The 25,482-nt window shown below is 46.5% G+C and carries 24 protein-coding genes and 1 tRNA gene; 12 read left to right on the forward strand and 13 right to left on the reverse strand.

Annotation, left to right across the window (positions count from 1 at the left end; translation table 11 throughout):
* Positions 1–201: 201 nt before the first annotated feature.
* From rpmF to coaD, 4 genes are all read right to left on the reverse strand, one after another.
* On the reverse strand, positions 202–396 hold the full coding sequence (gene rpmF / locus HXT35_RS02085) for a 50S ribosomal protein L32 (protein WP_004127492.1): 195 nt from the start codon (positions 394–396) through the stop codon (positions 202–204).
* 122 nt (positions 397–518) lie between these two features.
* Entirely contained in the window at positions 519–1,148 is a 630-nt protein-coding gene (locus HXT35_RS02090; RefSeq protein ID WP_308581841.1) for a YceD family protein, read from the reverse strand.
* Positions 1,149–2,183, reverse strand: coding sequence for a hypothetical protein (locus tag HXT35_RS02095; protein ID WP_421788297.1), 1,035 nt, complete (start codon positions 2,181–2,183; stop codon positions 1,149–1,151).
* A 15-nt stretch (positions 2,184–2,198) separates the two neighbouring features.
* Positions 2,199–2,777, reverse strand: coding sequence for a pantetheine-phosphate adenylyltransferase (gene coaD, locus HXT35_RS02100; RefSeq protein ID WP_032843440.1), 579 nt, complete (start codon positions 2,775–2,777; stop codon positions 2,199–2,201).
* Positions 2,778–2,970: 193 nt separating this feature from the next.
* Between coaD and HXT35_RS02105 the strand changes: the two genes are divergently transcribed.
* Positions 2,971–3,300: a DUF3039 domain-containing protein gene (locus HXT35_RS02105; protein WP_004127503.1), complete on the forward strand. Its 330-nt coding sequence runs from the start codon at positions 2,971–2,973 to the stop codon at positions 3,298–3,300.
* 79 nt (positions 3,301–3,379) lie between these two features.
* Here HXT35_RS02105 and HXT35_RS02110 read toward each other — a convergent pair whose 3' ends face one another.
* Complete coding sequence (locus HXT35_RS02110) at positions 3,380–4,717, reverse strand: nicotinate phosphoribosyltransferase (protein ID WP_004127506.1); 1,338 nt, start codon at positions 4,715–4,717, stop codon at positions 3,380–3,382.
* Between the two features lie 172 nt (positions 4,718–4,889).
* On the opposite strand from HXT35_RS02110, the gene cysS reads away from it, so the two are divergent.
* The 7 genes from cysS to trmD all read left to right on the forward strand — a co-directional run bounded on the left by cysS (position 4,890) and on the right by trmD (position 11,947).
* Positions 4,890–6,515 carry a cysteine--tRNA ligase gene (cysS, locus tag HXT35_RS02115; protein ID WP_421788300.1) on the forward strand — a complete coding sequence of 542 codons (1,626 nt, stop codon included), beginning with the start codon at positions 4,890–4,892 and terminating at the stop codon, positions 6,513–6,515.
* Between the two features lie 103 nt (positions 6,516–6,618).
* Positions 6,619–8,298, forward strand: a complete 1,680-nt coding sequence (ffh, locus tag HXT35_RS02120; RefSeq protein ID WP_004127512.1) for a signal recognition particle protein — start codon at positions 6,619–6,621, stop codon at positions 8,296–8,298.
* Positions 8,295–9,455, forward strand: coding sequence for an endonuclease/exonuclease/phosphatase family protein (locus tag HXT35_RS02125; protein WP_421788303.1), 1,161 nt, complete (start codon positions 8,295–8,297; stop codon positions 9,453–9,455). The genes ffh and HXT35_RS02125 overlap by 4 nt, the downstream gene beginning before the upstream one ends.
* Positions 9,456–9,602: 147 nt before the next feature.
* Positions 9,603–10,085, forward strand: a complete 483-nt coding sequence (rpsP, locus tag HXT35_RS02130; protein WP_004127517.1) for a 30S ribosomal protein S16 — start codon at positions 9,603–9,605, stop codon at positions 10,083–10,085.
* A gap of 2 nt (positions 10,086–10,087) precedes the next feature.
* On the forward strand, positions 10,088–10,321 hold the full coding sequence (locus HXT35_RS02135; RefSeq protein WP_004105376.1) for an RNA-binding protein: 234 nt from the start codon (positions 10,088–10,090) through the stop codon (positions 10,319–10,321).
* A 1-nt stretch (position 10,322) separates the two neighbouring features.
* Positions 10,323–10,922 (forward strand): ribosome maturation factor RimM, encoded by a 600-nt coding sequence (rimM, locus tag HXT35_RS02140; RefSeq protein ID WP_032843442.1) that lies wholly within the window; start codon positions 10,323–10,325, stop codon positions 10,920–10,922.
* Positions 10,923–11,041: 119 nt separating this feature from the next.
* Positions 11,042–11,947, forward strand: coding sequence for a tRNA (guanosine(37)-N1)-methyltransferase TrmD (gene trmD, locus HXT35_RS02145; RefSeq protein WP_421788374.1), 906 nt, complete (start codon positions 11,042–11,044; stop codon positions 11,945–11,947).
* Between the two features lie 2 nt (positions 11,948–11,949).
* On the opposite strand, the gene rsmD is transcribed toward trmD, so the two are convergent.
* The 5 genes from rsmD to serS form a co-directional block, all read right to left on the reverse strand.
* Positions 11,950–12,534: a 16S rRNA (guanine(966)-N(2))-methyltransferase RsmD gene (rsmD, locus tag HXT35_RS02150; RefSeq protein WP_032843445.1), complete on the reverse strand. Its 585-nt coding sequence runs from the start codon at positions 12,532–12,534 to the stop codon at positions 11,950–11,952.
* 187 nt (positions 12,535–12,721) lie between these two features.
* Positions 12,722–14,146, reverse strand: coding sequence for an MFS transporter (locus HXT35_RS02155; RefSeq protein ID WP_004127531.1), 1,425 nt, complete (start codon positions 14,144–14,146; stop codon positions 12,722–12,724).
* 64 nt (positions 14,147–14,210) lie between these two features.
* Positions 14,211–15,149, reverse strand: a complete 939-nt coding sequence (locus HXT35_RS02160) for a nucleoside hydrolase (RefSeq protein ID WP_421788306.1) — start codon at positions 15,147–15,149, stop codon at positions 14,211–14,213.
* 356 nt (positions 15,150–15,505) lie between these two features.
* Positions 15,506–15,590: transfer RNA gene (locus HXT35_RS02165), tRNA-Ser, on the reverse strand.
* Positions 15,591–15,672: 82 nt separating this feature from the next.
* On the reverse strand, positions 15,673–16,959 hold the full coding sequence (gene serS, locus HXT35_RS02170; protein WP_004127549.1) for a serine--tRNA ligase: 1,287 nt from the start codon (positions 16,957–16,959) through the stop codon (positions 15,673–15,675).
* A gap of 127 nt (positions 16,960–17,086) precedes the next feature.
* Here serS and trxA point away from each other — a divergent pair, with 127 nt between their 5' ends.
* The 3 genes from trxA (at position 17,087) to HXT35_RS02185 (ending at position 20,354) form a co-directional block, all read left to right on the forward strand.
* Positions 17,087–17,431 (forward strand): thioredoxin, encoded by a 345-nt coding sequence (gene trxA, locus HXT35_RS02175; protein ID WP_004127552.1) that lies wholly within the window; start codon positions 17,087–17,089, stop codon positions 17,429–17,431.
* Between the two features lie 146 nt (positions 17,432–17,577).
* Complete coding sequence (locus tag HXT35_RS02180; RefSeq protein WP_004127555.1) at positions 17,578–18,567, forward strand: G5 domain-containing protein; 990 nt, start codon at positions 17,578–17,580, stop codon at positions 18,565–18,567.
* Positions 18,568–18,749: 182 nt separating this feature from the next.
* A complete protein-coding gene (locus HXT35_RS02185; protein WP_004127557.1) occupies positions 18,750–20,354 on the forward strand; it encodes an MDR family MFS transporter in 1,605 nt (534 codons plus the stop codon).
* Positions 20,355–20,476: 122 nt separating this feature from the next.
* Here the strand turns inward: HXT35_RS02185 and miaA are convergent, their stop codons facing one another.
* Both miaA and HXT35_RS02195 read right to left on the reverse strand, forming a co-directional pair.
* Entirely contained in the window at positions 20,477–21,472 is a 996-nt protein-coding gene (gene miaA / locus HXT35_RS02190) for a tRNA (adenosine(37)-N6)-dimethylallyltransferase MiaA (RefSeq protein WP_004127560.1), read from the reverse strand.
* Between the two features lie 520 nt (positions 21,473–21,992).
* Complete coding sequence (locus tag HXT35_RS02195; protein WP_004127562.1) at positions 21,993–22,835, reverse strand: GTP pyrophosphokinase; 843 nt, start codon at positions 22,833–22,835, stop codon at positions 21,993–21,995.
* Between the two features lie 172 nt (positions 22,836–23,007).
* Here HXT35_RS02195 and HXT35_RS02200 point away from each other — a divergent pair, with 172 nt between their 5' ends.
* A complete protein-coding gene (locus HXT35_RS02200; RefSeq protein ID WP_004127567.1) occupies positions 23,008–23,754 on the forward strand; it encodes a Bax inhibitor-1/YccA family protein in 747 nt (248 codons plus the stop codon).
* Positions 23,755–24,250: 496 nt separating this feature from the next.
* Here the strand turns inward: HXT35_RS02200 and tuf are convergent, their stop codons facing one another.
* Positions 24,251–25,450, reverse strand: coding sequence for an elongation factor Tu (gene tuf, locus HXT35_RS02205; RefSeq protein WP_004127573.1), 1,200 nt, complete (start codon positions 25,448–25,450; stop codon positions 24,251–24,253).
* Positions 25,451–25,482 lie beyond the last annotated feature (32 nt).

A 25,482-nucleotide genomic window follows, 5' to 3' on the forward strand; every position in this document is an offset into this window, starting at 1 on the left:
TCTTTTTGATAAATAACTATTTTTGAAAGAAAGTAACTAAAAAACTAAACTTAACTATGCAACCGCTAAGTCCAAATAAGGTATAAGAGCGTAGCGCTGCGAGACAAGCAACACCCAACCTCACAGCCATATAAACTAAAACAATACGAAAGAAAAAAGAAAACCCTGCCACCCGTCGATGGCAGGGTTTTTCAATACAACCTAGTTGTTGTGCGCCGAGCGAATAGCTTCGCGGTACACACGACCGCGGAAGGTTCCGCAGGATGGGCAAGCCATGTGTGGGAATGCCTCAGAACCGCAGTTCGGGCAAGTCACAGTCTGCACGGCAGACGCCTTCCAATTAGCGCGACGCGAATGCGTATTAGCACGCGAGGTCTTGTATTTAGGCAGTGCCATAGTTTTTCCTCTATTTCGTTCAAACGATTGAGCTTAAGCGTTCTGTATATTACAGCACGCACCGTACAATTGCGTAATTTGCTCGCAATCTAGCGCGACATAAACTGCTCACGCGAGTAAAATTAATGCCGTTTTTCAGCATTCTCAAGTTGCGCTTTTAATCCTTCCAAAGCCGCGAATCGAATATCAGTAACATCGTGATGATGCTCTGGATGCTCGTTAAGATTTTCGCCACACTGAGAGCAAAGTCCGCGGCAATCTGGCTCACACAACGGCTGCAAAGGAAGCTCGCTTACCATCGTGTCGCGAATAAGCGCCTCAATATCAGCAAAATCGCCGCCGCCAACCAGCGGATACACGTTTCCTGACTCGTCATTATCTTCCCAAATTTGAGATTCGTCTTCGTCAACATCTTTGCGATTCTTGCGATTATCCGCATGTTGCGAGCGCTCATCTACATAAGGGAAGAAAACGCACACATCTACTTTCCAATCACGACGAAGCGGCATCAAGCAGCGCGTACACTCTGCGTGCACTGGAGCTGTAATACTTCCCTGGAACATTAGGCCGTCAACAACAGCATCAAAGTCACCATCAACATGCACATCGCTGCCTGGCTTTACACCAATAACGTAATCTCCAATGCCTTCCGGAGCTGGAAATACGCGGTGTAACGCCATGCTGCTACCAGCGCGCGCAGCCATTTGCGCTACTGGAATAGCCCATGGTGATTGGGAAGGATGCGAAGTCATTTAATCATTCCTTTCGTCTTCGTCGTTATTATCGTATAAAGATTCTTTAATCTCGTCTTGTGCTCGCTTTGCAGTCCTGCGTCGCTCTTCTAACACTCTGCGGCCAGCTTGCACGTCTTGTTCCAACTTATCGAGCTGCGTCTTTAAGCCTTCCATAACATTAGCGCAATACTGATCTGCTCCCTGGGTAAGCTTGTCTGACTTAGCTTGAGCAGTATCGAGAATATCGCGAGCTTTCTGCTTTGCCAAAGCTGTAACGTTTTCTTGACCTGCCAAGAATTGCGCACGCTCCTGAGCTTCTTCAATAATTTCTGCAGACTGCGACTGAGCAGAAGAAACAATGGAATTTGCTTGAGCTTGAGCCGTGCGCAAGCGTCGTTCCGCTTCACGCATTAATGCAGACGCGCGTTCCAACTGAACTGGAAGCATATCTTTCAAACGAGCTAACTGATCAACAAATTCGTCGCGATCAATTTTTACCATTCCAGCAGCAAATAACACATTTTTTGCTTCCGAAAGAGTTGTTTCCATGGAGTCAATAATGTCGTAAACAGTAGTAAATTCTGCACGACTCTTTGAACGTACTTCGTCACTTACTTTAGTTGTTTGCGTAACTAAAGGAGCTTCATCTTCTTCAAAATCTATTGCACCACCGTCTTCACGCTCTCGCAAATCCGGTAGAGGAAAAGCAGAAAATGCCGATGCTGCAGAAGCTTTTTTGTCACTTTTATCTTCACTTGCCTTATCTGCTGCAACGTCACGAACATCATTCGCATCAGAAACATTTCCAACTGCTGCAACAGATGAAGTTTCTGTGTTATCAGCATCTAAATCAACCAGTAAATCACCTTTAGGAAGATTCTGCTCTTCAGCAGCTGTTGTATTTATAACCTCATCTTGTGCATCTTCTTCGTCGGCAAGAATAGGATGAAGCGGCAGTTTTGCGTTATCTTCAGCGCGATTTTCCTCTGCTTGCTCGCTCACAATGCTGGATAATCCAGAGGTTTCAGTGTTAAGTTCATCTTTATTTGTCATTTCTACTCTCCTGTCTCAATTGTTCAGCGTGACTGAATTATTGCTTTGATCTGACGATTGTTCAGCAAAAAGCTTTTGTAATAAGGGTATTACGTTATCTGGAACCATGCCAGTAACATTTCCTCCGTGACGCGCAACGTCTTTAACTACGGAGCTTGAAACATGCTCAAGTATTGGATCTGCCGGCAAGAAAAGCGTTTCAATTCCAGCTAATTTGCGATTCACTAAAGCCATTCCAAGTTCAGCTTCATAGTCGCCGTTTTGACGCAAGCCTTTGACGATTGCCGTTGCACCTACTTTTTTGCAATAGTCGGTGATTAAGCCTGTTGTTGAGGAAACAACTATTTTTCCTGCGTTATTGCAGGAACAAGTATCAGCGCTAGTATCAGCGCAATTACTATGCGTATTACGCAAATTTTTCACAGCTTCGCGAATAATCTGCACACGCTCAGACTCTGAAAACAACGGTGTTTTTGCGGCGTTCACCGCAACAAGCACGTGTACTTCATCAAATAGATGCGTACAGCGTTGTATTACGTCTAAATGGCCGGCAGTGACTGGATCATACGAGCCGGGGCACACAGCTATAGTCATGCTTTTAGATTATCACCCACATAGCTCATAGTGAAACGCATACAACAATACAGTGCGGAAGTTTTCGTGCGTTTGTTGCAATAATGCTTTATGCTAGTTAATACTGACGTTTGATTGAGTCTGATTGAATTTAGTTTGATTAGGTTTGATTTTATTAGATTTAGTCAGACATGATTATAGAAAGGGATGCGCAATGCTTTCAACGTTATTAGCAGATAACACACTTAATGCAATTATGGAAGCCGATTCGCAGTCCTCTAATCCAGATTCCGGTTCAGGTACATCTACTTCCGTACTTGAGCGTCCGGAAGTAGATGAAGATGCTCGTTTAGACGACGGCGGAAATGCAGACCGATTTGCACACTACGTTTCTAAAGATCGCGTTGAAGAGTCGCGCTTAACAGGGCGACCGGTAGTTGCGTTATGCGGAAAAGTGTGGATTCCTCGCCACGAAGCAAACGACTATCCGGTATGCCCTGAGTGCAAGCGCATTTATGACGAAATGGGCAGGCTCAACTTCTAGCAATCAGCGCTACTAGTAAACGCTACTAGCAAACTACTAGCAAACTCTGCTGCTAAGCTGCTTTTCGCAAATGCGCAATTTATAAAACGCGTACTTCAGTAGGTATTGCAGGATCTCCACGCATCAAACTTTGCGCAGCCAACGGCAATCGGCTCAAAGCAGAAGCACAATAATCCTGGGCACGCATAATCGCATCGTGACCCATAAACTGTTCGTCAGCTTCACCATCAACCATGTAATCAACCAGTAGATTCTCCCACGAATCCTCAGGCTTAAACTGAGCGAGTGCAACTTCCGAACCGGAAATCACGCGTTCGCAATCTGCCACGCCGCAAGAATCACTGCTGTAATCGTATGAACGATACGCCAACTTACGTCCAGGCACAGTCGCTTTATTCTTAGACCTCTTAGCAACAGGCTGCATTACACCGTCCGCTCCTTCGCGCTCAGTAAGCTTATAAACCATTGCGCAAGTAGGAGCGCCAGAGCCGGTTACAAGCATTGTGCCAATTCCGTAAGAATCCACAGGAGCGGTTTGTAAGGAAGCCAAAGCATACTCGTCCAAATCATTCGTCACTGTAATCTTTGTGTTCTTCGCACCCAACTCGTCAAGCTGATTTCTAACGCGACGAGCCAAAGCGCACAAATCTCCAGAATCAATACGAATTCCACCGAGTTCGGGTCCCGCAACTTCCACGGCTGTTTTTACAGCTTCCTCAATATTGTAGGTGTCAACAAGAAGCGTAGTGCCCTTGCCAAGAGCTGCAATTTGAGAAGTAAAAGCGTCACGCTCAGTGTCATGAACAAGAGTGAAGCAGTGAGCCGCGGTACCAATTGCCTTCAATCCGTAAAGTTTTGCCGCAAGCAGGTTTGCAGTTCCCTTAAAACCGCCAATTACCGCGGCGCGAGACGCAGCAACTGCAGAATATTCGTTCGTACGACGGCCGCCCATATCCATGCAAGGACGTCCTGCGGAAGCAGAAACCATGCGAGCTGCGGCAGACGCAACCGCGCAATCGTAATTAAGAACGGAAAGCAGCAAAGTTTCAAGCAAAGTACACTCACCAAAAGTGCCTTCTACCTGCAAAATTGGCGAATTCGGGAAGAACATCTCCCCCTCACGATAACCGGAAATTTTACCGCTAAACCGGAAATTTTCCAGCCATTTAATAGTTTCGGCGCTAACAATTTTACGATCACTTAAGAAACGCAAATCATCTTCCGAAAGATGGAATTTTTGCAGCTCTTCCAAAATGCGACCCGTTCCGGCAACAACGCCATAGCGACGACCCTGAGGCAAATGGCGAGTAAAAATTTCAAAAACGCACTTACGATTTGCAGTGCCGTCCTTAAGAGCAGCGTCAAGCATAGTGTATTCATACATGTCCGTCATAAGAGCAGATGAAATCTCAGCCATGATATTCCTTTCAGTAACGAACAAAATAAAAACAGCTAGGTAATAGATTGGTTCAATAAAGCTAAATCTAAAACCAAATCGCAATAATTGTATCGCTAACTAAAGAGCCGGGGCACGAAATGCAACTTCTAAAAGTCAACATGAGTATAAAGAAGCATTTATAATATCAATTATGCTTAATAAGACTTTGAATGAAGAGACTACAAAACTTAGTAAAGCCGCTAAAAACTTGCGCTTATACAACACTGCTTCACACAAAACAAGCGTGTTTAATCCTGTAAAACCTGGGCAAGTTGGCATGTATGTTTGCGGCGCTACAGTGCAAAGCTCGCCGCATATTGGTCACATTCGCGCGGCAATCGCTTTTGACATAGTCCGACGATGGATGTTGCGCTTAGGATACAAAGTTACGTTTGTTAGAAACGTCACAGATATTGACGATAAAATCATGAAAAAAGCCAGCGAAGCCGGACAAACTTGGTGGGAGCGCGCATACATTTACGAGCGCGAATTTACTGAATCGTATAACACTTTAGGAGTTTTGCCACCAACAGTTGAGCCGCGCGCTACCGGCCATATTACGGATATGGTTGAGCTGATTGAGCGCTTAATTGAACGCGGTCACGCTTACGTTATTAAAGACGATTCGGGAAATCCTACCGGCAATGTTTATTTTGACGTGCCAAGCTGGGAGCATTACGGCGAGCTTACGCACCAAAATCAAAATCACAATGAAATCGATGGTGATGAAGCTGCCGTAATAGCAGACAAAAAAGGCCCAAGTGTTGACTCAACAGGAAACGATATTTACAATCCAACAGACCCCGCAGATGCTTCTCCAGACAAGCACGACCCTAGGGATTTTGCACTTTGGAAAGCTCCTTGCGATCTCGACCAGCCGGATGCGCGCTGGAAAACACCTTTTGGCGAAGGACGCCCAGGTTGGCATATTGAATGCTCGGCTATGAGCCACCGCTATCTTGGTGACGATTTTGATATTCACGGCGGCGGATTGGATTTGCGATTCCCTCATCACGAAAACGAGATGGCACAAACAACTGCCGCAGGCTGGAAAAGCGCGAATGTGTGGATGCATTCCGCGTGGGTTACAGCCAAAGGTGAAAAAATGTCTAAATCTTTAGGAAATGGCCTCTCCGTACCAGTTGTTTTGGCGAATAATTCAGCTTGGGTTGTGCGTTACGCACTTGGAGCCGTGCAATACCGCGCAATGTTGGAATGGTCTGACCAGGCTTTGGTAGAAGCAAAATCTGCTTACGATCGCATTACAAACTTCCTTGAGCGAGCCGGCAGATTGCTTGAAACAACTCCAACGCGAGAAGAAGTGCAATCTGTAGATGCAGACTCACTTCCGGAAGATTTTACGCGCGCAATGAACGACGACATTAACGTCTCTGGCGCAAACGCAGCAATATTTACAGCAATCCGTCAGGGTAATGCAATTCTTGACGACTGTGCACAAGCACAAAACAGTAGCACACAAAAATTGCTATATACAGCCGTTTTACAAGTGCGCGCTATGCTAGACGCGCTTGGATTGGATCCTTATGCAGACCCTTGGGCTTCTAACGCAAATAAATCTTCTGCAACCGGAGCAAACGGAGAAAGCAGTAAGGAATGCGCAGCTTTGGACGCTTTAATCGCTTTGCAGCTTCAGGCTAGAGCAGATGCTAGAAAGGCAAAAGATTTTTCTACAGCAGACGCAATTAGAGATGCGCTAAATAATGCCGGAATCGTAATTGAAGACGGCGCTAAAGGATCTTCGTGGCATTTGCAGTAAAACAGCAACCAAACAACCACGAAACTACACAGATATACAAATACACAGCTACACGACCACACAGCTACACAACGTTAGTAACAGCGGGTAGAATAGGAAAATTATGGCAGCATTTAGTTCGTTAACAGACCGCCTTTCTAGTGCTTTCAAGCATTTGCGCAGTAAAGGCAAGCTTTCAGAATCGGATATTGACGGCACAATCCGCGAGATTCGCCGTGCGCTTCTTGACGCCGACGTTGCTCTCGAAGTTGTACGCTCCTTTACAGCGCAGATTCGCGAGCGCGCTCTTGGCGAAGAAGTGTCTAAAGCGCTTAACCCTGCTCAGCAAGTTGTGAAAATTGTTAACGACGAGTTGACTAAAGTGCTTGGCTCTGGAGTTGATAGGCCACTTAATTTTGCGAAATACCCGCCTACTGTGATTATGCTTGCAGGTTTGCAAGGCGCTGGTAAGACTACTCTTGCCGGAAAACTTGGCTACTGGCTTAAAGATTCCGGCCACACTCCTTTGCTTGTGGCTGCGGATTTGCAACGTCCTAACGCTGTTACGCAGCTGCAGGTTGTTGGCGAACGCGCGGGAGTTCCTGTTTTTGCGCCTGAAAAGGGCGTACAAAATGGCGGAAATGCAATTTCTTTGCCATGGTTTACTAAAGGCGATCCTGTTAAAGTTGCTCGCGATTCTATTGATTATGCGCGCGAAAAAATGTACGACACTGTGATTATTGATACTGCAGGTCGTTTGGGTGTTGACGAAGAACTTATGAAGCAGGCGCGCAATATTCGCGATGCTGTAAATCCTCAGGAAGTTCTGTTTGTTATTGACGCGATGATTGGTCAGGACGCTGTTCGCACAGCTCAGGCTTTTAACGACGGCGTTAACTTTACTGGCGTTGTGCTTTCTAAGCTCGACGGCGATGCTCGAGGCGGTGCTGCACTTTCAGTAGCAAGCGTTACTGGAAAACCAATTTTGTTCGCTTCTACAGGCGAAGGTTTGAAGGATTTTGAGATTTTCCATCCGGACCGAATGGCTTCCAGAATCCTAGATATGGGCGATATTTTAACGCTTATTGAGCATGCTCAGAAGCAGTTCGACGAGGAAGAATCGCGCAAGGCTGCCGAAAAGATTGCTGAAGGAAGCTTTGGTTTAGACGACTTTTTGGAGCAGCTTCAGCAGGTTCGTAAGCTTGGTTCAATGAAGAAGCTTTTGGGAATGATGCCAGGAATGGCCGCTCACCGCCATGAGCTTGAGCAGTTTGACGATAAAGAAATCGACCGCACTGAGGCAATTATTCGCTCTATGACTCCGGCTGAGCGAAGGGACACGAAGATTATTGACGGATCTCGCCGCGCACGTATTGCTGCCGGTGCAGGCGTGAGTGTTTCTAAGGTTAACGCGCTTTTGCAACGCTTTGAACAGGCCGCCAAGATGATGAAGCGTATGAGTGGCGGCGCTGGAATGCCTGGAATGGGCGGCATTCCTGGATTTGGCGGACCTGGCGGAAAGTCGAAGCGCAAGGATAAAAAGTCGAAGAAGAAGGGCGGAAAGTCTGGAAATCCAATGCGCCGCGAAGCCGAGGAGCGCGCGCTACGTGAGCGACTTTCTGGAGAATCTTCCGGAAGCGAAAGTAACGACGTTGCTGGCTCCGCTTTTGCAAAACCACAGCAGCCAAATCTGCAGAATCTTCCTGAAGGCTTACAAGAGCTTATGAATTCTGAAAATTCAAATCAAGATAATCAACTTCCACCTAACTTTGGCGGCGGGTTAGCAGGCTTATTCGGAAAATGAGTTTCGTATTAGCGGTTCTGTGGGTTATATTTTCGGCGCTTCTTTTGTGGCAGCTACTTCGATGGCTGCCTGCTGGCGCGGATAAATATAACCCACTTCCGTATATTATTGCGCTTCTGCCGATTGCAACTTATGTTGTTGGAGCGCTGTTTTTTGTTAGCTTAGGCGCGAGTTTGTGGAATTATTTTTATGCGCCTAAATTAGCGCAATCGTATAATTTCGCTCAAGCTTATGCATATTTATGCATTGCTTATGCGGCACTATTTTTGATTTCGCTTAAGTCGTACGCGCCGTACTGGTTTGGAAGATTGCGTAGGCTAAGAAAAGATCAGCTACAAACGCCAGAGAATTTACCGGCAAATGTTCCACAAACCAGCCAAAACAGCTACAAACGCCGGAAAAATCAGCCTCAAGAAATCCGCGTAATGACGCTTAATTGCAGATACGGAAAAGCGAGTGCTGCTCAAATAATTGAAACCGCAAAAAAATACAACGTAAATACGTTACTTTTACAAGAATTAAGCGAATCCTTAGTAAAAAATCTTGAAGAACTAGGTATTTACGAAATTTTTCCGACTTCTTGCGTAGGTTCCAAAAGCGAGCACAATAACGGCGGATTCAACGCGATTTTTACACAATATTCCGCAATTTCTACTTGCAACAATGCTGTCAAAATTGAGGCAGCAAGCGTACCGAGCGTTACTACTCGATTAGATTTTGCTGCGTCTACAAACGTTTTCGTAAAGTTCGCTTCAGCGCATCCAAAGTCGCCTATGCGCGGGTGCAAAGCTTGGAGCGAAGGAATTCGCGCGCTTGCGAGTCTTATAGAAAATGCAGAAACTTACGAAACTGCCGAAAATCCTAAATCTTCCGAATTATCGACTCTTACAATTCTTACAGGAGATTTGAATTCCACAATCGACCACCCGAGCTTTAGAACGCTTATAAAAGCCGGATTCTCAGATTCTGCAATTTCGCTTGGAAAACGACTTAGAACCTGGCCTACCTGGCTTAAATGGCCGAATCTTACTCTTGATCACGTTCTATTTTGCTCAAAAAACTTACGCGCCAAAGCTGTGCAGCAAAAAAACGCCGTAATAGACGGCACTGATCACCTTGCATACATCGCATCAATCGCCCTATATACGCTGGAATAAAAACGTCCAAGCGCGCAGGCATAATGGATAAGTTATTCGCGTGAATCGGCGCCCTCTTCCCGACCACGTGAGGAACATGTGGAAGCTCGCAAGGAGTGCCCCACACCCGAACGAAATTCCACGACTCTAGTTATAAGGAGAGCCATTTTGGCAACCAAGATTCGTCTTAAGCGACTCGGCAAGAAGTTCTATGCCTTCTACCGCGTAGTCATTTCTGATTCGCGCAACAAGCGCAACGGCAAGTCCATTGAAGAGATCGGCGTTTACGATCCGAACAAGCAGCCATCTATGATTCAGATTGATTCTGAGCGCGCACAGTACTGGCTTGGCGTTGGCGCACAGCCAACCGAACCAGTGTTGAAGCTTTTGAAGATTACCGGCGACTGGCAGAAGTTCAAGGGTCTTGACGGTGCTGAAGGTACTTTGAAGACTTCCGAAGCTGGCCCAGATGCACAGGCTCGCGTTGAGGCTGTTGAAGCTGAAGCTCAGAAGTTGAAGGCTGCTAAGTCTGAAGCCGCTGCTAAGGCTCAGGCTGCAGCAGAAGCTGCTGCAAACGAAGCTGAAGAAGCTCCAGCTGAAGCACCAGCAGAGGCCGCTGAAGCTGCCGAAGCCGAGGAAAAGGCTGAGTAATCATGCTGGCTCAAGCTGTGGAACATCTCATTAAAAACATCGTGGATTTTCCAGATGATGTGTCGGTGCGTTCTCACGAAAACGCTCGCGGCGAACTGCTGCGCGTACGCGTGAATCCTGAAGACATTGGCCGTGTAATCGGCCGAAACGGTCGTACTGCTAATGCTATTCGCATTGTTGTGCAAGCCTTAAGCAATCACAATGTGCGCGTAGACATTATGGACGTACGTAAGTGAGATGAACGTGGCCTTAGACCAACAATCTTTTGACAACCCTCAGCAAAGTCGTAATGACCTGCTGAGGGTTTGTCGTATCGGAAAAGCCCAAGGTTTAAAAGGCGAAGTGACTGTACAAGTCTTTACCGACGAACCTTACGAGCGTTTCGAACCTGGAAACGTGTTATGCACTGCCGACGGCACGCGCGAGTTTGTTATTGAGAACGCAAGGACGTTCAAAAATCGTTGGATTTTACTATTCGAAGAATCACAAAATCGCAACGACGCTGAAGCTCTTAATGGCATTGAATTGTATGTGCCTGCGGAAGATGCGCAAGAGCTTGCCGCCGAAAATGCTTGGTATATTAAGGATTTAGTTGGGTTACAAGCGCGACTTTGCGAGGAAAATCAGCTTGGTTTGCCATCTAGAACTATTGGAAAAGTTGTGGATGTGCTCGACGGCGCACAATCTCTGTTAAAAATCCGCTTAAATAATCCGATTGACGACGATAATAAGACTGCGCTTGTGCCATTTGTTGAAGCGCTTGTGCCGGAGGTTAATGTTAATGAAGGGTATTTAACTATTGATCCTCCAGGCGGCTTAATTCCAGGACTTTCGTAACTTTCGTAGTTTCGTAGTTTCGTAGCTTCCGTAGCTTCCGTAGCTTTCGTAGCTTTCGTAGTTTTGTAGTTTGTATAATTCTCCTAGTTTTTGTAGTTTTCATAGTAGAGTAAATTATGATGGACATCGATATTGTTTCCGTATTCCCAGAGTATTTTCAAATGCTCGATTTGAGTTTGCTCGGCAAGGCTCAAAATAACGGCTTGCTTAAGATTCACGCACACAATTTGCGAAAGTGGACTCACGATGTACATCAGTCAGTTGACGATACTCCTGTTGGCGGCGGCGCTGGTATGGTTATGAAGCCTGAAGTTTGGGCTGAATGCTTAGACGAGCTACTTAACTTGCCAAAATCTGAAGTAAAAAATACTTGCGATACTTGCGATACTTGCGATACTGTCGATACTGTCGATACTGTCGATACTGGCAAAGAGGCACAAATCGCTCCGAATAAAATAGACACAATTAAACCAATTCTTATTTTCCCAAACCCTTCTGCCCCACTATTTACGCAAAAAGATGCAACGGAACTAAGTCACGCAAATCATTTGGTATTTGGATGCGGCAGATACGAAGGCTACGACGCTAGAATTCCAGAATATTACCGCGCGCAAGGCGTTGACGTGCGCGAATATTCGATTGGCGATTACGTGCTTAACGGCGGCGAAGTGGCAGTAAGCGTTATGCTTGAGACGATTACGCGCCTAATTCCAGGGTTTATGGGAAATCCTGAGTCGATTGTTGAAGAGTCATATACTGGTGCGGACGCGCTTTTGGAACACCATCAATACACGCGTCCAACTACTTGGCGCGGTATAAGCGTTCCGGAAGTACTAACTTCCGGAAACCATGCGAAGGTAGACAGATTCCGCCGCGATGAGGCACTTTCTAGAACTAGCGAGATTCGACCGGATTTAATTAAGCAACTTGACTGCCACAAACTAGATAAAGCGGATCGAAAAACACTCATGGCTCTCGGATGGGAAGTTTCAGGTGAACATCCACGCAAAAACGATGGAAAATAAGATTAGTCGCGAGAAGGCTGAATAAACAAAACAGAAGTTTCGCCGTAATTGCGCGTATCAAACAGCTCCCAACCTTCAGGAATCGCCGGCAAAACGCTACGCGCGCTACGCTCAAGCACAATCAACGTATCCGCCGCAACGCTAGCAACACCGCTCGCAATCATCGAAGCCAATAAACTTTCACAATCCGCAGTTTCGTAAGCATATGGCGGATCAATAAACACCAACTCAAACGCTTCCCCACTATAATCCGCAACGAACTGCTCCGCGCGCTTGCGAACCACACGCATCGAAAGCGCACTATCCCAAGACTTTGAACTCTGCAGTACTTTCAACGTACGAAGTATAAGAGCCGCTGCTTGCGAATTTGCTTCAACAGACACAAGCTCATGCGCGCCACGAGATAGCGCCTCAACTCCTAACGCACCTGTGCCGGCGAATAAATCAAGAACGCGAGCATCTTCCATAACATTCCACGAATCGAGGCGCGAAAAAATTGCCTCCTTCGTACGATCCGTGGTCGGCCTCGTACATGATTGTGCCGAAGTGAGCGGCAGAGATTTGAAACGTCCGGCAATAATATGCATACTTACAGCTTAGCTGCAGCCTCAAACTGAAACATTTGCCGGAAAATCCCCCGGCAAATGTTCCAAAACAACGCCAATCCAGCTACAAACGCCGGAAAAATACACGGCAAATGTTACATAACCCAGCCAATCCAACAACAAACGCCGGAGAAAATTCCCCGGCGTTTGCAGTCAAAAACAACCCTACTTACTTATTTACTTCTTCAGGATTAGGAATCAAGAAGGAGCAAACAAACGCAAGTGCAAGCAACACAATGCCCGCAACCATCGAAGCCATGTATCCGCCTGTTGCACCATTAGTTCCTGCAACATTCGTCATCACAGCGTAGAGAATTGCAAAGCTCAAGCCAGCACCCAAGTTAAACGCTCCAGCATTCATGCCTGGCAAATAACCCGGATTATCTTTTGGAGAAAGCACAATACCAAGTCCGTTAAGCATAATGTTGGCAATGCCGGCGTAGCTTACGCCCATAGCGAGCGAAAGCTCCACAAGCGCCCACACAGAAGGCACTCCAGCAACGTAAATGCCAAAAAGCACGCCAACCATGCTCAGCAAAATACCAATGCGAAGCACCAAACGGTAACCAAACTTTGCGGCTAAAATACCGGCAATAGGTCCGAACAGGAATCCAATAATTGCGTAAGGCGTAAGCGTTGCAAAGCTCACAACATCAGCTCCCAAATGTGCACCAGCCTTCGCATCCTGCGCAAGCTGTGGCACAACGCCGTTCATCAAAGCGAACACGCCAGTCATAGTCAAAAGTGTGCAAGAAAGAAGACCCCACGTACGACGCTGCTTCATGTAGTGGGTAGAAACAAGCGGAGCTGCACTATTGCCCTCAATCTTCCAGAACACGACGAAGAACACAACAGCCACAACCACAAGTCCTGCAATCATAGTCAAGTTTGCGGAAGCAAGCTTATCAATCTCATTAATTGCAAGGTAAGCAGCCAAGAACGCAATGCCAAGAGTTATAACGCCCAGCCAATCCATTCGCGGCGTTTCTTCAGCGTGAGATTCATCCGCAGCAAGAATAACCATAACAACTGCAACAACAGCAATACCGGCCATAGTCCAGAAGACGGAACGGAATCCATAATTGCCAGCAAGCCATCCGCCAAGAAGGGCATCAACGCCTGCAATACCGCCGTTTACGGAAGTTAAAATTGCCATCAATTTTGCGTAACGCTTTTCTTCCGTCACGCGAACGCGCAGCATAATCAAGCACATTGGAACCACAGGACCAGACGCACCCTGCAAAATACGGCCAATCATCAAAATATTCACGTCTGGAGCGAGCGCCGACACAACGCAACCTAAAATCGTAGAAATTAAAATGCCAATAAGCACCTTTTTACGACCAACTAAATCAGCCAATCGCGGCAAAAACAGCGAGAACAAAGCTGCTGCGGTAAAGAATACCGTTTGAGTTAAGCCGATTTGCGTATCAGTTGTGTGAAGCTCTTTCGTCATCGTTGCCAATGCAGGAGACAGCATCGAAGCGTTAAGCTGGAATGCAAAAATTGCCACAAGAAGCGCAGTCATTAGCGCTACAATTGAGCGGCCGCCTTTATCTAATATTGAAGGCGCTGGAGATGAAACCTCAGTCATAATAACCTCGTATCAAATTATTCTAAATAGTATCCGAAAAATATCCGCAATAATTCTAGTACAATTAGCCAATGCGCTTAAGCGCGTCGACAATTAAATCCCAGAATTTATCAAAATCAAGCTTCGTAGCAACCTGCGTATGGCACTGCGCAGCCGAAGGCTCCGGCCCACGCAAATCTGCAACTGTCATACCAAGCGTCAAATCACCCTTAATTTCAACGTCAAGTGGGCAGCGACGAGTTTGAACAACACTGTGATCAATCAAATACGCAATCGTGCAAGGATCGTGCACAGGCGGATCAATAAAGTCCTGATTATTCTGGTATGCCTTGCGGAAGAAGTCCATCAAACCGCTTGCAAAAGCCGCAAGAGGCGTTCCAACTGCGTCAATCTTTGCTTGAGCTTCCGGCGTACAAAGAGCCTGATGCGTTAAATCAAGGCCAACCATTGTAATAGGCCATGCCTCGTTAAACACAACGTGCGCCGCTTCCGGATCCGTCTTAATATTAAACTCCGCAACTGCGCTCCAATTTCCAACGTGGTATCCGCCGCCCATAAGCACGACTTCCTTAACGCGGCTCACAATTCGCGGCTCCATACGCACAGCCATAGCGATATTCGTAAGCGGGCCTGTTGGAACAAGCGTAATTGTGCCAGGCTCGTGGCTCATAATCGTGTCAATAATCCAATTTACAGCGTGACCTTCGTCCAGCGGGCGCGTTGGCTCCGGAAGAGTTACGCCATCCAAGCCTGTTTCGCCGTGGACTGCAGCTGCAACTTCCAGCGGACGAATCATAGGGCGATCGCAGCCTGCGTGCACAGGAATATTAGTAGCATGCGCCATTTCCAGCGTTGCGCGCGCATTATACGTGACTTTTTCGAGACTTTGGTTGCCGCCAACAGTTGTTACGCCAATCAAATCGATATTCGGATTGCCAAGTGCTAACAAAATAGCCATGGCATCATCATGACCAGGATCGCAATCCAGGATTATGGAAGTCATTATTACTCCTTTGTAAACTGATTCATTTTTCAAGTGCGACACTATAAGTCACATAACATTTGTTTATACGTGTAAACAAATGACCAAAAACAAGTATAGCAGGACAACGCTTTATTGCAATAAAATTTCTGCACAATATAAAAGCGACATAAACTACTCAACGCTGCGCTGTTTAAGTCGAAATCTGGCTGGAAACCGACATAAACTACTCACGCGCGTGCTGTTTATGCCGTATTTTCCTGCGTAAGCGACATAAACTACTCACGACTGAGTAGTTTCGGTCGGAATATCATAAGAAATCTGAAGCAAAAGGCATGAAAAAAGGGTTTCTAGCGATTTGCTAGAAACCCTAATTGCGGATGAGGCGAGATTCGAACTCGCGGTAGGTTTCCCTACAACGGTTTTCAAGACCGTCTCCTTAGACCGCTCGGACACCCATCCAATCTGCGAAGAAACGCAATAAACAATTAACACGCTTCAACGCACAAGGGTTAAGCATATCATTACGCGTGGAACGCGACTCTCACGCTTCCCACTTCGTAGGCTCAATGACTTCCTTACCGCCCATATAAGCCTGCATTGCCTTTGGAATATCAATCGAACCGTCTTCATGCTGATGATTTTCCAAAATAGCCACAAGCCAGCGAGTAGTAGCCAAAGTGCCGTTCAAAGTGCTTACTGGTCGAGTTCCGCCATCTTCCATGCGTTCGCGCACATTCAAGCGACGAGCCTGATACTCCGTGCAGTTAGAAGTAGAAGTAAGCTCGCGGTAGCGGCCTTGCGTTGGCACCCAAGCTTCGCAATCAAACTTGCGAGCAGCAGAAGAACCAAGATCGCCTGCAGCAGTGTCAATAATGCGGTAAGGAACTTCCACCTTCGCCAGCATTTCCTGCTCCATACCTAGCAACTTCTGATGCTCGGCGCGAGAATCTTCCTGCTTGCAGTAAACGAACATCTCAACCTTGTCGAACTGATGCACGCGAATAATTCCGGAAGTATCCTTACCAGCAGCACCAGCCTCACGGCGGTAGCAGCTAGACCAACCGCAATATCGCAAAGCACCGTTGCTTAAGTCAAGAATCTCATCCTCATGCATACCAGCCAAAGCAACTTCGGAAGTACCAACCAAATACTGATCATCCGGCTCACGCAAACGGTAAATCTCATCCGCGTGAGAATTCAAGAAGCCCGTACCACGCATAACTTCCGGACGCACAAGAGTTGGCGTAATCGCAAGCGTAAAACCGTGCTCTTCTGCTTGGTCTACAGCCATAGTAAGCATTGCGATTTGCAAGCGAGCCACAGCGCCACGCAAGAAGTAGAAGCGAGAGCCTGCAACCTTTACACCGCGACGCATATCAATTCCAGCAACGCCGGTTCCAAGAGTTAAATGATCCTTTGGCTCGAAACCTTCAGCCGCAAAATCGCGAGGAGTACCAACCTTCTTAACAACCACGTAGTCGTCTTCTCCGCCTTCTGGAGCCTCATCTTCAACGATGTTAGAAAGCTTCCACATTGCGGTTGTGTAGTCGGCAGTAGCTTTTTCGGATTCAACCTTATACTCAGCCACCTTTTGAGCCAATTCCTTAGTTTCTGCAATAAGCGCGGCCTTTTCTTCCGCAGGAGCAGAAGCAACCTTCTTACCAATCGCCTTCTGCTCAGCGCGAGCAGCTTCAAAAGCCTTAAGAGCATCACGGCGCAAATCGTCATTGCGCAACACTTCATCGACGAGTTCAACGGACTCACCACGCTTGCGCTGCGATTCCTTAACTACGTCTGCATGTTCACGAATAAATTGAATATCAAGCATGCACTCTAGCCTAGTGCCGCAAGGCGACAGATAAATATACAGGCAAGTATGCAGATAAATATACAGATAAGTATGCAATAAATACATGGGGTATACTTATATAAACAGACTAAAGATAGGAGAAAAAATGGCAGTTATTCACGCAAGCCAGGAAGATTTTATGTCTATTATTAAGTCTAACGAAATCGTTTTCGTTGACTTTTGGGCAACATGGTGCGGTCCGTGCCGTTCATTTGGTCCAATTTTTGAATCTGTAAGCAATAATCATCCAGATATTGCTTTTGTTAAAATCGACATTGACGAAAATCAGCAAATAGCAGAAGAAGCAGAAATCCATTCTATTCCAACTATTCAGGTCATAAAAAATGGTGGATTGGTTTGGAATCACCAAGGTGCTATAACTGCTAACGAATTAGAGTTGGTAGTTTCAAAAGCAAAAGAACTTGTAACGGACGACGATTCAGAAGACTGAAATTAATAAACGTTGAAATAGCGCCCTTCTCTTTACGTGCTACTAGAATATTAATAACTTTGGTTATTTGCCAACTTGGTTATTCGCAGTCAAGCTCTCGATTGTGCTATTTATTTTGATTGCGTTTACTCAACAAAGGGAGATTTATGGCCACCAGTCACCGCAAGCATACCGTTACGCTTAGTTCGCTCAGTTTACGTCAGTGGGCTAAGTTTGGTGCGATTATTGTGAGCTCCGTATCTTTGGTGGCACTCGGCTTTACTTCCCGCGGCTTTTACACTTCATCTAAAGAGCACGCAGCACCTGTCACTTCGTATTCTGCAACTGATTCCACGCAAGTTTCTCGTGGCGCTGCTCGAGATGTTTTCACTAAAAGCGCAACTTCATATATAAACGTTGTTATAAACGGACATCATCGCACGATTTTAGGCACTAATTTTACCGACGTAAAATCAGTTTTAGACGCTGGTGATATTACTCTTGAGCCGCACGATGTTGTAACGCCTTCACTTAACACAAAAGTTGACGAATCAACCGTTATTACGATTAATCGCGCCGGAGCAAAGCTCGAAACTTCCGACGATCCAATTGCTTTTAACGTTGTGAAAAAAGAAACAGCAGCTCTTCCTAAAGGTACTGAAAAAGTGCAAAGCCAGGGCGCTGACGGTGTTATGGAAACCGCAAAAATAGTTACTCGCACAAAAGGTAAAGTTGTTTCTTCCAACATTTTTGCTTCCTACGTAAAGAAAGCTCCAAAAGACAAGGTTATTCTTGTTGGAACTGGTGGAACTTCGGCAAATCTTGGATTAGCTGCTTCTATTGGAACTACAGTTCCGGCTGGCGAAATGCAACAATGGGCTCACGACTGGCTTATTTCCAACGGTTATAGTGAAGCAGACTTTACAGCTACAGTATTCATTATTTCTCATGAATCAGGCTGGAGAGTAAATGCTATGAATCCTTCTGGAGCTTACGGCTTACCTCAAGCTTTGCCGGGTGGAAAGATGGCTTCTGCGGGCGCTGACTGGGCCACGAATTATCAGACTCAGCTCCGCTGGTTCTGGAATTACTGCAACGGCCGCTACGGTTCTATTCAGGGCGCTTATCAACACTGGCTCTCCTACCGCAGCTACTGATTTAAGTAATTTTGATTTTTGAACATAAGTTGCACTAAAACAAGTCGGTTTCGCAAGTCGGTTTCGCAAGTCGGTTTTTTACTTTGACTGCGTAAGCTTACTACGTACGCTTGTTTAGCGCGTTGACTGTGCACCTTGGTTTTACACGTTTTTTAGCTTTTAGAACAGAAAAGGATTTTATTGTGGCAATAGCAAATTGGCTATCTTTTGAAAGCCGTAATCTCAGCCATGCTTTGGCAGGAGAAGAAGCATACCGCAATAATCGTCTTACTAAACCCGCACTAATTTCCCTTGCAATTCTTACGTTTATTACCTTCATAGGTAATTTTGCGCAACTGCAACTTACGGCAGCTCTTCCAACAATTGTGCAAGAATTTGGCATAAGCGTTACAACAGGCCAGTGGCTAACCTCTATTTTCCAGCTGATTATGGCAATTATGGTGCCGCTTACAGCGTTCTTAACTCGCCGATTTTCGACGCGTCAAATTGTTATTACTTCCATGCTTCTTTTTACAATCGGCTCGGTTCTTGCGTGGCTAAGTAACGATTTTATGATGGCACTTATTGGCCGCACTCTCGAAGCGATTGGCACAGGCGTAATGTGGCCTGTTTTGCAAATAACCGTCTTCTCCGTATTCCCTGTTACGCGCCGCGGTATGGCTATGGGCAGCGTTGGCATGGCAATGAGCATTGCTCCAGCAATCGGCCCTACTATTGGTGGTTTGCAAACTGATATTAACGGATGGCGATCAATCTTCTGCTCTCTTACGATTATCGGCATAATTTCCGTGATTTTATCGGTTCTTTTCCTGCATAATTTTGGAGAACACGATCCTAACGCTCACGCCGACTTCTTCTCGGTTGGCCTTTCAATTATTGGTTTTGGCGGACTTATGTTCGGCTTCACTAATATTGAAGGATGTGGAATTGCGAATCCGCTTTCTTGGGCTCCTATGGTCGTTGGCGCTTTTGGAATTGCGTGGTTTGTTATAAGACAGTTGCGAGCGCAGAAGAGTGGGCGTATACCTCTTCTAGGTCTTGGCGTGCTTAAGAATCGTTACTTTATGATTGGCACAATTTGCGCATGCTTAACTTTCTTCGCTTTTAGCTCGATTATGGTGCTTATTCCGCTTTATATTCAGTCCGACCGCGGTTTTTCTGCAACGATGAGCGGCCTGATTCTACTTCCAGGCGCTTTTGGAATGGCTATTTCGCAATATTTTGGCGGACGCATGCTGGATCGTTTCGGAGTTAGACCAGTTGCAATGGCAGGCTCTATTATTCTGCTTTTTGGCACTGTAATGATGAGTCTTATTGACATGAATACGTGGATTTGGTGGATTTCTATTTGGCAATTCACTCGCCAAATTGGTATGGGGTTCTTGCTTATGCCAATAACAACCTGGTCGCTTAATTGCTTGCATCCAGAAGAGCTTGGCGATGGTTCTGCAGTAACTAATACTATGCGTCAGCTTTGGGGTGCGATTGGCGCTCCTGTGCTAGTGGTTACTATGACGGTTCTAACAACGTGGCATCATACTATTACTGGCACCGGTCACGCAGCAGATGTTGCTGCCAGCATTTTTGGCGTGCAGTGGACGCTACGTATTAGCGCGATTATTACCGCTGTTATGGCACTACTGGTCATTTTTGGCGTTAAAGGTGAAGGAACAGGATCAGCGCATAATCTTGCGCGCAGGGCAATTAATCGAATGCGCGTTCTGCATATTCCTCACGCAACAGAGCATCACGATGTTATGCACGATCACACGCATCATCAATACTAAATAGCTCGCAAGCGACATAAACTACTCACGACTGAGCAGTTTTGGCCGAATTTTGCCGAAAAAGCGGCATAAACTACTCACCACTGCGCTGTTTAGGTCGACTTTCGTTTTAGACACGTAATTTACTGCACAAATCCAAGATGATGCTGAGTAGCACCAGAGTCTTCGTCGTCAAACTCCCCCGCATCTGCAGCATCAACCAACGCCATAGCAGCATCCGCAAGATCCGGACGCATAGCATCCAACCAGTGAATGCGCGCATCTCGCCCAAACCAACCCATCTGCTTGCGCGCAAGTCGACGAGTCTTCTGCGCAATATCCTCAAAAGCATCGTCCTCGCTCCACACACCATCCAAATAATCCATAATCTGCTGGTATCCGAGCGCACGAGCTGCAGTAACACCCAATCTCCCTCGAATTGTGCGCACTTCGTCCACAAAACCCTGCTCGCGCATCAACTGCGTACGCAAATTCACACGCTTATCCAAATCCTCACGACGCAAATCCAAACCAATTTGCAGGCAATCAACCACATACTTGTACTTTGGAAGCGTTGCAGAATAAGGCTTTCCGGTAAGCTCAATCACTTCAAGCGCGCGAATTGTGCGGCGAGGATTGCGCGCATCCATATTAGCTGCAGCAATGGGATCCTTTTGCTTCAACTCATCAAACAGCGCACCCGCACCCTCTTTTCGCTCGCGCTCCTCCAAAGCCGCACGAATAGTCGCATCCGTACCCGGAAAAGTAATATCATCCACGGCAGCGCGCGCATATAATCCGGAACCGCCAACTAAAATCGGCCGCACTCCGCGCGACTGCAACTCACGAATGCACTTTCTCGCAAGATCTTGAAAACGCGCTACGGTCATAGTCTCCTCTGGATCGATAATATCCAGCAAATGATGCGGCACTTCCGCCTGTTCCTGAGCACTCGCCTTCGCTGTACCAATATCCATATGCCGGTACATTTGATACGCATCTGCATTGATGATTTCCGCGCGCACGCCGCGTTCAGCTAGTTTTTTTGCCAGCGCAATACCAAGACCTGTTTTGCCGGAAGCTGTAGGGCCTACGATTGAGATCACTTTCGGCACGTGATTCTGCTTATTTTCCGCCACGTCACGCTCCTTCAACACGTCACGCTTTCAATGAATATTCATCTAAATATTATAGTTTATATTACAATTTGTTTGCTGTGGCGCGAGTTTATTTTCGATATTCTTGGGTCTCGTCTATGAGTTTTGTAACTGATTTAGTTTTTCGGTTTTGACGAGGCTAGAAAATTTGTGTTTGCGTGCGTCCCGTCCTTCGTCGCCTTAACTGTTAAAGCATTCTATTGTGTTCGCCTATCATTTAACAATGTTGCTTCCTCAGTCCTCTTTTAGCACTGAACACAATTTTTCCAGCCTCTCAACACATTAAACCGCAACACAAAACTCATAAACTCGTTAAGTTTGTTACGCAAAGTGCGTGGTTTACTAAGTGCAACTAAAGTCGCGCAATTAAGCTGCGGGTGGGTGCGACTATCTATTTTTATAGTTTGTTTAGTGCGAAAAATCTCAAATCTCACCACACGAATATCCACACAACTGAATAACACACAATTAAGATGTAATCCCGTGGCTGCTGAAACTATTCTTACGCCCTGCTATTTGGTGCTTCTTCAGCGCGAGGAGCGCCGTTAATATCGCGGTGAATGCCCTGCATCTGCGCCTCAATATTTTGCAAACTGCGTGCGCAATCAAGCAAAGTCTGCGAGTGCTCGGCCAACTTTGCGTCCGGCAAACCGGACTTATATCGCAAAGCATGCTCCAAACTAGCCCAATAATCCATTGCAATTGTGCGGAACTGCACCTCAACCGGCGTATAATGCGCGCCCGACGACAAGAATACAGGCACGGCGTAAATCACGTGCAAACTGCGGTATCCGTTCTGCTTAGGATTTTTAATATAATCCTTGACTCGCAGCACCTGAATATCTGTTTGTTTAGAAAGGTACTGAGCTACGGAGTACACGTCGTCGCAATAATTGCAGATTACGCGAATGCCAGCAACGTCGAAAAGATTGTCGCGTATAGAGCGCGTAGAAATTTCCAGATTACGGCGCTGCAGCTTTTCAAAAATAGAGTGGACCGATTTAAGTCTGCGCTCCATGTGGTGAATTGGGTCATGAGAGAAGCGCACCTGGAATTCGCTGTCGAGAATCTCAAGCTTTGTGCTTATTTCGTACATTGCGCCTTCGTAAACTTGCATCATGTTTACGAATTCGTCGATTTGATCTTCCGGCAGCATTGGGGAGTTGGATTTGCCGCAGTTTGGGCAATTATGCGAAGCGTGCTCGTGTTCGTGTTGCTCGTGCGTATTTGTATTGGTATCTATATAGGTATTGTTTTCTACGCCCTGCTCACTAATTGCTTCGTTGCTGTGAAGGCGGGCGTACAATTCTGCTGCGTTTACGCGATTATGACGATCAAGTATCACGTCTTTCTATAATACTCGAGAAACTGCTAAACTGTAGGTTAATCTATAGTCTATTTGTGCAAACGTACTAAATTACGTTACAATTTTTAGCATTTTTTAAGATGCGTCAGCTAAAATACTATGAGAACGTTGTCTTGACAGCGTTTTATTTCATAGCTGTTAAGGAGAAATAATGACAAACTTTACGCAAGATTATTACGGAACAGGCGCTCCTGAAGTAATCGACACTAATGCTACTTACGCTTTTGAAAAAGCAAAAAGAATTTCTGTAGGTCGCACTTACGGCGAAATGACGATTGGTCTTGCTGTGACTGCACTGGTTGCAATGTTTACGCAAAGCAGTAATTTATTCACGCAATTTATGATCGCAACTCACGGCTGGGGCTGGATTTTGCTAATCGGCGCTCAAATTATCATATCTATTTTTATGGGCACTCGCATCATGAAAATGAGCACTACTACAGCGCGAGTTATGTTTTACGCTTATTCGGCGCTGACTGGTTTTACACTCAGCACGATTTTTATGGTGTTTAGCTTAGGTTCGATTGCGCTCGTATTTGCATTAACAGCAGGATTCTTCCTTTGCTTGACTATGCTCGCGCTGACTACGAAGATGAATCTACTTAAAGCTGGACCAATTCTTATGGTTGCGCTTATTGCGTTAGTTATTACGCAAGTTATTTTGATGTTCGTCGCTCCTGGTGCAGGCGTATTGCGAATTGTTGCAGCTATTGGAGTTCTTATTTTTGCTGGTCTTACTGCTTATGATGCGCAATCAACTCGCGCGCTTCTTGAACAGTACGCAAATCAGCCGGAAATGGTTAAGAAACTGTCGATTTTCTGCGCTTTCCAGCTTTATTTGGACTTCATTAACATGTTCATCTATTTGCTGCAGCTGCTTGGAGATAATAGAGACTAGTAGTTCTGATTTTCTAAACACAAAAACCCTGCTGATTCGTTCGGCAGGGTTTTTATTATGCGCAGTATGCGCTAGCGATATAGGCGCTCGCTTACGAAACTCGCGTTTTTTCGTTACTGACGCAGTCGGCACTCTGCGCGGGTAACAGATAGACTCGCTTTTTCGTTACTGACGCAGTTGACATACTGCGCGAGTAACGCGCTCGCTACTGAGCTCAAGTTGAAAGCACACTGTGCTTTCAACTTGAGCAAGCTCGGCGCTCCGAATTGCCTTCGCGCTGCACGAATGTCTCATGACTGTTACTCCCTCAGTTCGTTGACTGCGTTAGTAACAGTATTTGAGCTGCGGCTTATACCACATAATATTCATCAGCTTAGCTTTACCCACTTTGGGCATATAACCCCAGCATTGTGCGCGCGAATACAACAAAAGACCCCACGAGTTTCCTCGCGGGGTCTTTGTTAAGCCTTAGCTAATACTTTCAGTTAAGAAAATACTAGGCAAGAATCTTGGTCACACGACCGGAACCAACGGTACGGCCACCTTCACGAACTGCGAAGGTCAAGCCCTCTTCCATTGCGATGGCCTGGATCAACTCAACAGTGAATGTTGCGTGATCGCCTGGCTGAACCATCTCAACGCCGTCTGGCAAGGTGATAACGCCGGTGACGTCGGTGGTGCGGAAGTAGAACTGTGGGCGGTAGTTGGAGAAGAACGGCGAGTGACGGCCACCTTCGTCCTTAGTCAAGACGTAAACTTCGCCTTCGAACTTGGTGTGTGGGGTCACAGAACCTGGAGCAGCCACAACCTGGCCACGCTCAACGTCGGTACGGTTGATACCACGGAGAAGAAGACCAGTGTTATCGCCAGCTTCGGCCTCATCCATCTGCTTGTGGAAGGTCTCGATGGAGGTAACGGTGGTGGTCTGGGTTGGACGCAAGCCAACAATCTCCACTGGGGTGTTGATTGGGAGCTTACCACGCTCAACACGACCGGTAACCACGGTACCACGACCGGAGATGGTGAACACATCTTCGATTGGCATCAAGAATGGCTTGTCAAGATCGTGAGTTGGGGTTGGAATGTACTCGTCAACAGCCTTCATGAGTTCCTTGACGGTCTCTACCCACTTGTCGTGATCTGGAGCGTCATCGTGCAAAGCACCGTATGCAGAGGTGCGGATGACTGGGCAGTCGCGATCGAAGCCGTTTTCTTCGAGGAGATCACGAACCTCTTCTTCAACGAGGTCAATAAGCTCTGGGTCATCAACCATATCGCACTTGTTCAAAGCAACGAGGATCTTCGGGACACCGACCTGCTTAGCGAGCAAAACGTGCTCACGGGTCTGAGCCATAGGACCATCGGTAGCAGCAACCACGAGGATTGCGCCATCCATCTGAGCAGCACCGGTGATCATGTTCTTAACGTAATCAGCGTGGCCTGGAGCGTCCACGTGAGCGTAGTGACGCTCAGCGGTCTGGTACTCGATGTGTGCGATGTTGATGGTAATACCGCGTTCCTTCTCTTCTGGAGCGGCATCAATCTGATCGAAGTCATACTGAGGGTTCAAATCAGGATATTCGCTGTGCAGCACCTTGGAGATAGCCGCGGTCAGAGTAGTCTTGCCGTGATCAACGTGACCAATGGTACCAATGTTGACATGCGGCTTAGTACGCTCGTACTTTTCCTTTGCCATGTGTTTGTCCTCCTGGACGTCTCGTAGTTTGC

This window comes from Gardnerella sp. DNF01141 (genome assembly GCF_049244255.1).
GTDB classification, from domain to species: Bacteria; Actinomycetota; Actinomycetes; order Actinomycetales; family Bifidobacteriaceae; genus Bifidobacterium; species Bifidobacterium vaginale_E.